The sequence below is a fragment of the Polaromonas sp. P1_F6 genome (genome assembly GCF_056405695.1).
The window spans coordinates 40079-52176 of sequence record NZ_JBFUBQ010000003.1 but is presented as its reverse complement, the minus strand read 5'-3'; the positions used below and the strand labels follow the sequence as shown (position 1 = coordinate 52176).

At 64.6% G+C, this 12098-nt stretch carries 10 protein-coding genes; 7 read left to right on the top strand and 3 right to left on the bottom strand.

Annotated elements, in window-relative coordinates; translation table 11 throughout:
• Positions 1-52: 52 nt before the first annotated feature.
• Positions 53-1588 (bottom strand): CoA-acylating methylmalonate-semialdehyde dehydrogenase, encoded by a 1536-nt coding sequence (locus tag AC1DY9_RS09880; protein ID WP_477666435.1) that lies wholly within the window; start codon positions 1586-1588, stop codon positions 53-55.
• 138 nt (positions 1589-1726) lie between these two features.
• Between AC1DY9_RS09880 and AC1DY9_RS09875 the strand changes: the two genes are divergently transcribed.
• Together AC1DY9_RS09875 and AC1DY9_RS09870 are read left to right on the top strand one after the other, a co-directional pair.
• Positions 1727-2722, top strand: a complete 996-nt coding sequence (locus AC1DY9_RS09875) for a LysR family transcriptional regulator (protein ID WP_477666434.1) — start codon at positions 1727-1729, stop codon at positions 2720-2722.
• An 8-nt stretch (positions 2723-2730) separates the two neighbouring features.
• Positions 2731-3246 carry an NUDIX hydrolase gene (locus AC1DY9_RS09870; RefSeq protein ID WP_457281505.1) on the top strand — a complete coding sequence of 172 codons (516 nt, stop codon included), beginning with the start codon at positions 2731-2733 and terminating at the stop codon, positions 3244-3246.
• A 72-nt stretch (positions 3247-3318) separates the two neighbouring features.
• Here AC1DY9_RS09870 and AC1DY9_RS09865 read toward each other — a convergent pair whose 3' ends face one another.
• Complete coding sequence (locus AC1DY9_RS09865) at positions 3319-4920, bottom strand: OpgD/OpgG family glucan biosynthesis protein (RefSeq protein WP_477666433.1); 1602 nt, start codon at positions 4918-4920, stop codon at positions 3319-3321.
• Between the two features lie 110 nt (positions 4921-5030).
• Between AC1DY9_RS09865 and mnmA the strand changes: the two genes are divergently transcribed.
• Positions 5031-6245 (top strand): tRNA 2-thiouridine(34) synthase MnmA, encoded by a 1215-nt coding sequence (mnmA, locus tag AC1DY9_RS09860; protein WP_477666432.1) that lies wholly within the window; start codon positions 5031-5033, stop codon positions 6243-6245.
• A gap of 72 nt (positions 6246-6317) precedes the next feature.
• Here the strand turns inward: mnmA and AC1DY9_RS09855 are convergent, their stop codons facing one another.
• Complete coding sequence (locus tag AC1DY9_RS09855; protein ID WP_477666431.1) at positions 6318-7724, bottom strand: MipA/OmpV family protein; 1407 nt, start codon at positions 7722-7724, stop codon at positions 6318-6320.
• A gap of 232 nt (positions 7725-7956) precedes the next feature.
• On the opposite strand from AC1DY9_RS09855, the gene AC1DY9_RS09850 reads away from it, so the two are divergent.
• From AC1DY9_RS09850 to AC1DY9_RS09835, 4 genes are all read left to right on the top strand, one after another.
• Positions 7957-8232, top strand: a complete 276-nt coding sequence (locus AC1DY9_RS09850) for a DUF4242 domain-containing protein (RefSeq protein WP_457281509.1) — start codon at positions 7957-7959, stop codon at positions 8230-8232.
• Between the two features lie 9 nt (positions 8233-8241).
• Entirely contained in the window at positions 8242-10068 is a 1827-nt protein-coding gene (locus tag AC1DY9_RS09845; RefSeq protein ID WP_477666430.1) for an AfsR/SARP family transcriptional regulator, read from the top strand.
• Between the two features lie 38 nt (positions 10069-10106).
• Complete coding sequence (locus AC1DY9_RS09840) at positions 10107-10625, top strand: DUF2917 domain-containing protein (protein WP_477666429.1); 519 nt, start codon at positions 10107-10109, stop codon at positions 10623-10625.
• 111 nt (positions 10626-10736) lie between these two features.
• Positions 10737-12098 (top strand): MBL fold metallo-hydrolase RNA specificity domain-containing protein, encoded by a 1362-nt coding sequence (locus AC1DY9_RS09835; protein WP_477666428.1) that lies wholly within the window; start codon positions 10737-10739, stop codon positions 12096-12098.

Genomic DNA, 12098 nt, shown 5'->3' with positions numbered 1-12098 from the left:
GCCAATACATGGCGGTTGGGGCCGGTTTGCCTTGATGGCTGGCGTGCTATTTCTATTTGGCTGTCGGCATCACGAATTCGGCGCCCTTGCCGATGCTCTCTGGCCAGCGCTGCATGATGGACTTTTGTTTGGTATAGAAACGTACGCCCTCTTCGCCATAGGCGTGCATGTCGCCGAAGAGGCTTTTTTTCCAGCCACCAAAGCCATGCCAGGCCATGGGCACCGGGATCGGCACGTTGATGCCGACCATGCCGACCTGGATGCGGCGGCTGAATTCGCGGGCCACGTGGCCGTCCCGGGTGAAGCAGCTCACGCCGTTGCCGAATTCATGGGCATTGATCAGGTTCACCGCTTCGGCGAAGTCCTTCACGCGCACGCAGCCCAGCACCGGGCCAAAAATCTCTTCTTTATAGATGCGCATGTCGGGCGTGACATGGTCAAACAGCGTGCCACCCATCCAGAAGCCCTTGCCGCAGCCCGGGCCGGCCTTGGCGCCCGTGAAGGTGCGGCCGTCCACCAGCAGCTTGGCGCCTTCTTTCACGCCCGTCTCGATGTAGCCGGTAATGCGCTGGTGCGCGGCCGATGTGACGATGGGGCCCATTTCAGCGTCAAGCTCCACACCGTTTTTGATCACCAGTGTTTTGGCGCGCGCTTCCAGCATGGGAATGAGTTTTTCGGCCACATTGCCCACCAGCACAGCCACAGAGATCGCCATGCAGCGTTCGCCGGCCGAGCCGTAGCCCGCGCCGATCAATGCGTCCACCGCCTGCTCCAGGTCGGCGTCGGGCATGACCACCATGTGGTTCTTCGCGCCGCCCAGTGCCTGCACGCGCTTGCCGTGGCGTGCGCCGGTTTCGTAGATGTAGTTCGCGATCGGTGTGGAGCCAACAAAGGACACGGCCTTCACGTCCGGGTGCACCAGCAGGGCGTCGACCGCCTCTTTATCGCCCTGCACCACGTTGAAGACGCCATCGGGCAAGCCGGCTTGCTTGAGCAGGTCGGCCATGAAAAGGCTGGGGCTGGGGTCGATGGGACTGGGTTTAAGCACAAAGCAGTTGCCGGCGGCAATCGCCACCGGGAACATCCACATCGGCACCATCACCGGAAAATTGAAGGGCGTGATGCCGGCCACCACACCCAGCGGCTGGCGCAGCGTCCAGTTGTCGATGCCGGTGGAAACCTGGTCGGTGAAGTCGCCCTTGAGCAGCTGCGGAATGCCGCAGGCGAATTCAACAATGTCGATGCCGCGCGAGACCTCGCCTTGGGCGTCGGTGAACACCTTGCCGTGCTCGGCGGTGATCATGTGGGCCAGCTTGTCCTTGTTCAGGTTGAGCAGTTCCAGGAACTTGAACATCACGCGTGCGCGGCGCAGCGGCGGCGTGTCGGCCCAGGCGGGAAAGGCGGCCTGGGCTGACGCCACGGCCGCATCGACCTCCGTTCCGCTGGCAAGCGCGACATAACCCGACACCGCGCCCGTTGCAGGGTTGAAGACTTCCTGGCTACGCCCGGAAGATGGCGCGGCCACACGGCCATTCAGGTAGTGGCCGATGGTGGCTTGTGAAGCGGAGGCAGCAGGGGATAAAGACATTTGCAATCCTTGAAAGGTGGCGGCGCCGTACTGGCCGTTGGGGGTTCACCGCAGTCTAGGGCTGCGCAGCCGAATTGATAATGCCCCGTTTTGTGATTACATTGTTCATATTTTTGAACAATAGGCCTCTCGACCTCCATGTCTTCCGACCAGCTATCGCCCCTTGTCGCCGATCTTCACCTGCTGACCATCCTGGCGGCTACACGCAGCTTTACCGAAGCGGCGCGCCGCCTCGGGATGTCCAAGGCCTCGGCCAGCATGCGCATCAGTGAGCTGGAGCGCGCCGCCGGCGTGACGCTGGTGCGGCGCACCACGCGCTCCGTAGGCCTGACGGAGGCCGGCCAGCAATTGGTGAACGACATGCAGCCGGCGTTTAACCGCATCAGCGAAAGCTATTCCGCCGTCAAGGACCTGGTCGAAACCCCGCGCGGGCTGATCCGTGTGACAGCGCCGGTCGCGCTGGGGCGTCAGCACCTGGCGCCCTGCGTTGCGGCCTTCCTCAAGCGCTATCCCGAGATCCATATCGAACTGGAACTCACCGACCGCTTTGTCAACCTTGCCAATGAAGGCTTCGACCTGGCGATACGACACACGAATGCGCCGCCCGACACCCATGTGGCCTGGGTGTTGTGCGAAACGCGCTCCATCCTGCTGGCCAGCCCCGACTACCTGGCGCGCCGCGGCGTGCCTGCGCAGCCGTCAGACCTGGCCGCGCACGATTGCCTGCTTTACCTGGGCAACCACAACACCGCCAGCTGGACCTTCGTGCGCAGCGGCAAGCGCAAATCCCGCGAGCAGGTTGGCGTGAACATCACGGGCACACTGAAGGCCAACAACAGCGAAGTGCTGCGCGAAGCGCTGGTGGCGGGCCTCGGCATCGGCCTGCTGCCGGATTTCAGTGCACCCGCGGGTGGCAGCGCGGCGCCATCGCCGCTCGTGCAGGTGCTGCCTGAGTGGCAGGTGCAGGGATTTTTCGGCGAGCGCATTTACGCCCTCAGGCCCTGGTCGCAGCAAGTGCCCAAGGCGGTGCAATGCCTTGTGGCACATTTGCGCGAGAGTTTCGCTGCCGGATTTTCGGCTAGCAAACACACCTGGCCGGCCGGTCAGGACCCCGGTCATCAAGGCCACGGATAATCCGGCGCATGATTAAACGATGGAAACCCAGCGTCACGGTCGCTGCGGTGATTGAAAAAAAGATCGACGGTGTCTCCAGGTTCCTGCTGGTCGAAGAGGAAACGCGGGACGGCCTGAAGCTCAACAACCCCGCCGGCCACCTGGATCCCGGTGAAAGTCCCTTTGAGGGTTGTGTGCGCGAAACACTGGAAGAAACCGCCTTCCATTTCACGCCCACTGCCATTGTGGGGGTCTATCTCTCCCGCTTTGAGCGGGCCCTCATCGGGCAGGAAGAATCCGAAGACATCACCTACCTGCGCTTTGCGTTCTGCGGCGAACTGGGCGAGCACGTGGCAGGCCAAGCGCTGGATGAAGGCATTGTGCGCACGGTCTGGCTGACGGCCGACGAAATAAGAGCGAGCGCTCACATGCACCGAAGCCCCCTCTTGTTGACCTGCATGGAAGATTACCTGGCAGGCAGGCGCTTCCCGCTTGATCTGGTGACCACGGATGCCAGCGTGCATGCACCGCTGAGCCAGAAGTAGGAAGCGCCGCGAGCCATGCACGATTTGGCGGCGCCAACGGGAACGCTTTCCCGCTGACAGCCAGCGCAATCCTCAATAAAGAATTCGTTGCGCCACCGGCGGCGGCGTCCACTGGTACAACCAGGTCTCCGTCAATGACTGGCCGTCGACCTGCAAATGCATGCGCAGGTTGATGGGTGCCGTGCTGTCGCCATCGGGGCGCAGGTCGAACATGGCACGCCACCCCTTGATGGCGTCCAGCGGCCGGGCCGACGTCAATTCAATCGTGCCGCGCGAAGCGGTGATCACGGCTTTGACCTGGGCCCCGCGGTTCAGCAAGGCAAAGTCGCCGCCCGCAAAATCGACGGCAAAACGCCGCGTGTAGGCGGTGCGCTTTTGCCCGACCACGCCGCCGAGGCCGGTACGTGTGGCCACACAGCGCGCCAGCGGCCCTTGCGCGGCGGGCGGTTCGCCCCCCCAGTGCAGCCGGTAGGAAAACAGCAACTCCTGCCCTGCCTGCGGCTTGTCCCTGGGGTTCCAGAAGGCCACGATGTTGTCAAAGGTTTCGTCCGCGGTCGGAATTTCCACCAGCTGTATCGCGCCCGCACCCCAGCCCGCCTTGGGCTCAACCCACAGGCTCGGGCGTTTTTCATAGAACACGCCGTCGTCCTGGTAGTGGTCAAAGTTGCGATCGCGCTGCATCAGGCCAAAACCGCGCGGGTTGTCGTCCTGAAAGGCGTTGAACTGCAATTGCGCCGGATTGGTCAGTGGACGCCACAGCCATTCGCCCGTGCCGCTGTGCATGGCCAGGCCGTCGGTGTCGTGGATTTCGCCGCGCCAGTCCCAGCCCATGCGTTTGTCGTTTTCGCCGGTCTGGAACATGCTGGTGCACGGCGCGATGCCCATGCGGTCAATGGTTTTGCGCGGATACAGCGCCACGTCCAGGTCCATGACCTGCGTGTCGCCCGGCGTGATCACAAAGCGGTAGGCGCCGCTGACGCTCGGCGAGTCCAGCAGGGCGTAGACGGTCAGCGAGGCCGCTTTCGGGTCCGGCTTTTCGAGCCAGTAACCGATGAAATCCGGAAACTCTTCCGGGAAAGTTTGCGCCGTGTCGATGGCCAGGCCCCGCGCCGACTGGCCGTACTGCCATTCGCCGCCCACCGCGCGAAAGTAGCTTGCGCCAAGGAAGGCCGCCACGTCACGCACCGGATCGGTGTGGAAATTCAGCCGGAAGCCGGCAAAACCGAGATCGGCGGGAAGCTTGTCGCCCCGCACGCCGCTTTTCCCATAATCAAACATGGCCGGGTCATAGGCCAGCTCCTGCGCCTGGCCATTGCTCACTTCGTGCATGCGCACCGGCGTCTTGAAGTACAGGCCGAGGTGGAAAAACTTCGCCACGAAGCGCAGCTTGTCATCGCCCCACAAGGCATGGTCGTCCCGAAAGCGTATGGCCTGGTGCTGGTCCCAGTTCAAGTCCGAAATGCCGGACGGCAACGTCGTCGACCGGGGCCGGTAAGGTTTGGCGGCCAGGTCGCGCGCCTGGCCCTTGAGCATCGCGTAGTCGAAGGCTTGGGCCTTGCCCACGGGTTTGAGGCCCGCGGCCTGGGCCAGTGACGAAAGCCATGGCAGCCCGGTGGCGATGCCGGCGGCCGTGACGGCCTGCCCGGTGCGGGAAAGAAATTGACGTCGTTGCAAAGTGGCAGCTCCTGCAAGAAAGGGCATTCCATTGTGCCGCCGGCCGCACGGCCAACAGGGCCGAAAAGCCCAGACAGGCGCAAACGCTTTCATCTTTTTACAATAGAGCCATGGGCAACCCGCAAATCAACACATACAGCCACGACGGCAAGCGGAAACGGATCGTCGTCGGCCTGAGCGGAGGCGTGGACTCCGCGGTGACGGCGCACCTGCTCAAACAGCAGGGCCACGAGGTTATCGGCATCTTCATGAAGAACTGGGAAGATGACGACGACAGCGAGTTCTGCTCGTCCAACATTGATTTTGTCGACGCCGCCGCCGTGGCCGACGTGATCGGCATCGAGATCGAGCACGTCAACTTCGCAGCCGACTACAAGGACCGCGTCTTCGCCGAGTTCCTGCGCGAATACCAGGCCGGCCGCACGCCCAACCCCGACATCCTGTGCAACGCCGAAATCAAGTTCAAGGCATTTCTGGACCATGCCATGCGCCTGGGCGCCGAAAAAATCGCGACCGGGCATTACGCCAGGGTTCGCCACAACGAAGCCACCGGCCTGCACGAACTGCTCAAGGGCCTTGATCCAGCCAAAGACCAAAGCTATTTTTTGCACCGGCTCAACCAGGCACAGCTCTCCAAAACGCTGTTCCCGGTGGGTGAGTTGCGCAAGACCGAAGTCCGGCGCATTGCCGACGAGATCGGCCTGCCCAACGCGAAGAAAAAAGACTCCACTGGCATCTGTTTTATCGGCGAGAGGCCTTTCCGCGAATTCTTGAATCGCTACATCGCCAAAGAGCCAGGCCCCATCAAGAACGACAAGGGCCGCGTGCTCGGCGAGCATGTGGGCCTGTCCTTCTATACATTGGGACAGCGTCAGGGCCTGGGCATAGGCGGCGTGAAGGCCAAGGGAGCCGAGCTCAAGGCCGTGCAGGCACGCGGGTTGCGCGGCGTGGGCGAGCACGAACCCTGGTTTGTGGCACGCAAGGACCTTGAAACGAACACGCTATGGGTGGTTCAGGGCCATGATCACCACTGGCTGCAATCCACGGTGCTCCAGGCACAGGACTGCAGCTGGGTGGCGGGACATGCACCGACGCCCGGTGTCATGGCGGCCAAGACACGCTACCGGCAGGCCGACGCACCCTGCAAACTGCGCAGCGCTACCGGCGCGGCCTGCGAACTGGTGTTTGCCGATGCCCAGTGGGCGGTGACGCCGGGCCAGTCGGCTGTGCTCTACCAGGGCGATGTCTGCCTGGGTGGCGGCGTGATTGCTGCCAGCAATGTGCAGAACCAGCCGGCTGTGCCGGTCCGGGCAGCCTACGCCTGATTTTCATTCAAATCAGGCCGCAAGCCTTTATGGACTTGCGCAAGCAGCTATTAAATCAATAGCAAATACGACTCAAAGCGCGGTTTCAACGTAGGTGTAGATGTAGTTGGAGCCGCCGTTGACATTGCCCAGCAGGCGCGACGAGCCAAAAATGCCGGAGCGGTGCGACACACCAAAGCCTATAAAGGTGTCCTTGAGCGGCCGGTAGCCGATCAGGTCGCCCAGGCTCACGTCGATGGTCGGATCCAGGTAATTGAGCATGCGGGAAGCCGACTTGCCGTTGGCCGCCAGGCTGGAGGACTCAATGTAGGGAGCCCGCTGTGCCATGGACACGCCCACGCCCAGACCGAGCCGCGTCTTGACCCGGTCGCTCCATGGGAAGCCCGAGTAGACGGCCTTCATGAACAGGTCCAGTTGCACGCCATTGGCCTGCAGGCCCCGCTCGTTGTGGTGCGTGAGGCCCACATAGCCGATGAAGTCGAGCGGCCAGCCGTTCACGTTGTTCAGGAAGGGCTTGCCGACCTGGATGCCGGTAATGCTGGTCGAATTGACCTTCGCCGTCGACAGGCACTGCGCCGTGATGATCTTGGCCAGATGGCAGCCATCTTCGGTTGACTTGCCGTACAGCAGCTTGAAGTAGGTGGGCGAGCCGTCTTCTGCCCACTCACGCTTGTGGCCGCCAAAGTCATAGGCCGCGCCGATATACACGGCAGGCAGCACGCTCTTTTGCACAATGGGGCTGTTCTTTGTCTTGTTGTCCAGCAAGGTGGCCGACACACCGGCCAGCAGGCGCCAGCGCTCGGTGAGGTCATAAGAGCCGTAGAGGCCAATCGAGGTCTGCACGCCCGAGCCCGGCGCATAAGCAGGCCGCCCGGCCGTTGCCTCACTGGCCTGCACGCCGTAGTAATAGTTGTTGAGCCTGGCGTCGCGCACCCCCACGGTCAGGCTGGGCCGCAGCATCCAGGGGCCCGAGCGCCAGTCGTAGGTGTAGCCCAGGCGGAACTCATTGCCCTTGTAGGTGTTGCTGATGTCATGCACCAGCTCGGCCTGCAGCGTTCCCCAGGGCTGGCGCCAGCGGTAGGCCAGGCCCAGGTCCAGGCCCGAGTCGCGCGGCGACATGCCGGCCAGGCTGGCGGGCAGGCGCTCGGTCGGGAAGCCCTCCAGGCGCTGCTCCACAAAAAGGTCCAGCCGCCGCTCGGTGCCGTTGAGCAGCTTGATGCCGCCCCGGTTGGCATGCAGGAAAAGCCGCTCGCCCTCATACAGGTAAAGCGGCAGCAGGTCGTAACGTGTGCCTGCATCCTTGTAGGGCGAACGTTCAATGCGCGTCACCAGGCCCAGGCCCGCGCTGCCGGGCGAAGAAAGGATGTCGGTCAGTGGTTCGGTGTTGCCGCCCGCCAGGGCCGGCGACATGGCGCACAGGCCGCCCAAAAAAAGGGTAGACGCCAGAAAGAGGCTGCGTGGCGAGGACGAGTGGTTCATCATTGGTTTTTTGTGTGAAGCTACCTGAACGGGCCGCCGCAGCCGGACAGAAGCCAAGAGCGCGGCGGACACTCCGATGCTATCCACGAATGGCACCGCCTGAGCCGCCCAACTTGTAAGCAAACAGGCACATATGGACTAGGCCGACATCCTTTCCCGGCGATTTCCTCACACGCTGGCTCACACGTACACTGCCTATCTTCGGGTCTCCACCAACTTAACGGAGCCTGTTATGCCCAAATTCGTGATCGAACGTGTCATCCCCGGACTCGGGGCCCTGAAGCCCGCCGAGCTGCAATCCATCTCCCAGAAATCCTGCGGTGTGCTGCAGGAACTGGGGCCTGATGTGCAGTGGGTGCAAAGCTATGTGACAGGCGGCAAGATGTACTGCATCTACCGCGCGGCCAATGAGGAGCTCGTGAGGGAACATGCGCGCCGCGGCGGTTTCCCGGCGAACTCCGTCGCGCAGATCACCACGGTCATCGACCCCACCACCGCTGAAGCCTGAGGTCTGCCGGTGAATCCGCAAGCCCCCGACAATCCGCCGTCTCCGGGGCTTGCCATCTACCTGCTTGGTCCGCCGCGCATAGAGCGAGGCGGCAGCCCTGTGCCGGCGCCGCGCGGGCACAAGGTCTGGGGCCTGCTTGCCTACCTGGTCCGCAGTGATGCACCGGTCAGCCGCAAACATCTGGCGGGCTTGCTGTTCGAAGACGCAGAAGACCCGCTGGCCGCCCTGCGCTGGAACCTCAGTGAGCTGCGGCGCCTGCTCGGCACCGCAGAGTTGCGCGGCGATCTGCTGGCACTTTTGCTGGAGCCTGCCACCTACGTCGACCTCAGCGCCGTGCTGTCGGGCAGCTGGGCGCAAGCCCTGTGCGTGCCCGGCCTGGATCACGAGTTGCTGGAAGGCATGAATTTTTCAGGCAGCCCGGCCTTCGAGGTCTGGCTCGCCACGGAGCGGCGCCATCTGCAGGCCGCCGCCGAAGCCGTGCTGCGCGAAGCCGCACTGGCTCGCATGGCCGCGGGCGCCATGACAGAAGCAGCCACACTGGCCGGCCGGCTGGTACGGCACAACCCGCTTGACGAGAACTACCAGGCTTTGCTGGTGCGCAGCCTCGCGGCCGCGGGCGACGGCGTGGGTGCGGCGCGCCAGGCCGCAGCCTGCCGCGAATTGTTCCAGCGCGAACTCGGCGTGCAACCCGGCGCCACGCTGGACGCGGCCCTGCGCACGCTCACCGCAGCGCCCACCGCGCGGCCCGCCACCGGGCGCGCCGCGGCGCTGGCCCAGCTGGAAGCCGGGGAGGCGGCGATCAGCGCCGGCGCGCTCGATGCCGGCCTGCAATGCCTGCGCCGCGCGATCGTGGAAGCCGATGCCACCGGCGACGCGGCACTGCGTGCGCGCGCCCGCGTGGCCCTGGGCGGTGCGCTGGTGCATGCCGCCCGCGGACGCGACGAAGAAGGCGCCACTGCGCTTCACGAAGCACTGGAGGTCGGCCACGAGGCTTCGCCGGCACTCGCCGCCGCCGCGTGCCGCGAACTCGGCTACGTCGAATTCCTGCGCGGCCGCTATGAACGCACGCTCGCCTGGCTGCAACGCGCGACGCCGCTGGCAGCCGGCGACCACGCGGAGCAGGCGCGCATCGCCACCGTGTACGGCGCTGCGCTCAGCGACACTGCGCATTACACGGCCGCCATCAGCCAGCTGCGCGAAGCTGAGGCGCTGGCTGCGGCCGTCGGCGACAGCCGGCAACTTGCCTACGCGCTGTCCATGCTGGGCCGCGCGCTACTGCTGCACGGCGAACCCGAGGCGGCCGCCGACGCCCTGGACCGCTCGGTGGCACTGGCCCGGCAAGGCTGGACCGCCTTTGTGCCGTGGCCGCAATCGCTGCGGGCCGAAATCGACCTGCTGCGCGGCGACGTGGATGCCGCCGCGAGCCGATTCGAGCATGCCTTCGCCCTCGGTTGCCAGCTCGGTGACCCGTGCTGGGAAGGCATTGCCGGCCGGGGCCTGGGGCGTGTGGCGATGGCGCGCGGGGAACCGCAGCGCGCCGTTGAAATACTTGCTGACGCACTGACGCGCTGCGTACGCCTTCCTGACGCCTACCTGTGGGCCAAGGCATATGCCCTCGACGCGCTGTGTGATGTCGCTGTGGCACAAGCCATGCCCCAGGCCTCGGCCTGGATCAACGAAATGCAGGACCTCGCTGCGCGTAGCGGCATGCGCGAACTGACGGTGCACGCCTGCCTGCACCGCGCGGCGCTCGGCGACGGCGCGAGCGCGGCGGCGGCGAAGCTGCTTGCCGGCCAGATCGACAACCCCGCGCTGCACGCCCTTGCCGGGCTCTGAACCCGGCGACGGCGCGGCAACACCTCAAGAGGTCGATGATGAATGCGACATCCAACGGCGCCGTATTTCACGGTGGAACCCGGCGCCTGGCGCCGGGACAAGCGCTGCGCCTGCCCCGGCGCGGCGGTGAATTGACAGTGCTGCGGGGCCGGCTCTGGCTGACGCGCCACAATGATTCCGGCGATCATTTCATTGAGGCCGGCCAGCGCGTGCGCCTAGGCGCCGATGAGAACGCGGTGATTGAGCCCGCAGGAACCGCGCAGGGCGTGACGCTGCACTGGGAGCCCTGCCGCCCGGGCCTCATCAGCGCCTTGCTCGCCCGGCCTCTTGGCGGCACGGCCTTCCTGGCCTTTGTGGCCGCCCGCGGCTTCGCGGCGCTGGCGCTCAGCGCCGCGGCGAGCGCAAGACGCGCGCGCGGCCAGGGCGAGACCTGCGACCGCCGTGCTGTATTCGTCACACTCGAAGGCAGCGGGGCGCAGGAGTCAGGCCGTCCCTTCTGGAAGAAAAACAGCCTCAAATCATTACTGGATGAGCGCAAGCAGCTATTAAATTCATAGCAAATGAGTTCGCATCAGCCGGCATCGACCCGGGTTTCCCGATGCATTGCAGCGTGCAGGCTATTGCGCTACATCAAACACCCGCACACCATTTTTATCTAAGCTGCTGGCATGAAGATTCAATTCCTCGGTGCCACAGATACCGTGACAGGTTCCAAATACCTGATCCGGTACGGGGAGTCCACGGTGCTGGTCGACTGCGGGCTGTTCCAGGGCTACAAGCAATTGCGCCTGCGCAACTGGTCCGCGCTACCTGTGGCCCCGGCCTCCATTGACGCCGTGATCCTGACGCACGCCCACATTGACCATAGCGGCTACCTGCCACTGCTGGCGCGCCAGGGCTTCAAGGGCAAGGTGTTCTGCACCCCGGCCACGGCCGACCTGTGCCGCATCCTGCTGCCCGACGCTGGCCACCTGCAGGAAGAAGAAGCCGAATACGCCAATCGCCACGGCTTTTCGAAGCACGCACCGGCGCTGCCCCTGTACACACGCGAGGATGCGCTACGCTGCATCAAGCTGCTGCACCCGGTACCCAGCGGAAAAAACTGGCACCCGGCACCGAGCCTGAACGCCAGCCTGACTCCTTCCGGCCACATGGTGGGCTCGTCGTTCGTGCAACTGGACAACGGCTCGCGCTCCATCCTGTTTTCCGGGGACATAGGCCGCCCCAACGACCTGGTGCTCAAGCCGCCTACACGGATGGACGGCGCCGATTATCTGGTGGTGGAGTCCACCTACGGCGACCGCCTGCACAAGGACTCGGACCCCCTATCGGCGCTGGGCCAGGTAATCAACCGCACAGCCGCGCGCGGCGGGGTGGTGGTGATCCCGGCTTTTGCGGTGGGGCGCGCGCAAAGCCTGCTGCACTGCGTTCAGGTGCTCAAGGCGCAAGGTGTCATACAACGCAACCTGCCGATCTACCTCAACAGTCCCATGGCGGCCAATGCCACGCAGGTGTACCTGAAACACAAGGCCGAGCTGCGGCTAACACCCGCGGAGTGCGAGGCCATGGCGCATACCGCCCACATCGTCGAGTCGCCGGAGGAGTCGCGCCTGCTCAATGCCAGGCACGGCCCCATGGTCATCATTGCCGCCAGCGGCATGGCTACCGGCGGACGTGTGGTCCACCATCTCAAAGCCTTCGCGCCCGACAAGCGCAACACCATCGTGTTTGCCGGCTTCCAGCCCGGCGGCACGCGCGGCGCACTCATCTCCGGCGGCGCGCCTACCGTGCGTATCCACGGCCAGGACGTGCCGGTGCGCGCCGAAGTGGCGATGCTGGACGACCTGTCGGCCCATTCGGATGCCGCCGAAATCATGGGTTGGCTGCGCGGCTTCAAGTCGGTACCGAAGCAGACTTTCATCACCCACGGCGAGCCGGCCGCAGCCGATGCCATGCGCCAGCGCATCGAACGCGAACTGCACTGGCCATGCCACCTGCCCTGTTACCTGGAGTCGGTCTCTCTCACCTGA

Excerpts from the sequence above, each read along its gene's own strand:
- AC1DY9_RS09835 (WP_477666428.1), top strand. The coding sequence starts at position 10,737 with ATGAAGATTCAATTCCTCGGTGCCACAGATACCGTGACAGGTTCCAAA.
- mnmA (WP_477666432.1), top strand. The coding sequence starts at position 5,031 with ATGGGCAACCCGCAAATCAACACATACAGCCACGACGGCAAGCGGAAA.
- AC1DY9_RS09850 (WP_457281509.1), top strand. The coding sequence starts at position 7,957 with ATGCCCAAATTCGTGATCGAACGTGTCATCCCCGGACTCGGGGCCCTG.
- AC1DY9_RS09855 (WP_477666431.1), bottom strand. The coding sequence starts at position 7,724 with ATGAACCACTCGTCCTCGCCACGCAGCCTCTTTCTGGCGTCTACCCTT.
- AC1DY9_RS09870 (WP_457281505.1), top strand. The coding sequence starts at position 2,731 with ATGATTAAACGATGGAAACCCAGCGTCACGGTCGCTGCGGTGATTGAA.
- AC1DY9_RS09875 (WP_477666434.1), top strand. The coding sequence starts at position 1,727 with ATGTCTTCCGACCAGCTATCGCCCCTTGTCGCCGATCTTCACCTGCTG.
- AC1DY9_RS09840 (WP_477666429.1), top strand. The coding sequence starts at position 10,107 with ATGAATGCGACATCCAACGGCGCCGTATTTCACGGTGGAACCCGGCGC.
- AC1DY9_RS09880 (WP_477666435.1), bottom strand. The coding sequence starts at position 1,588 with ATGTCTTTATCCCCTGCTGCCTCCGCTTCACAAGCCACCATCGGCCAC.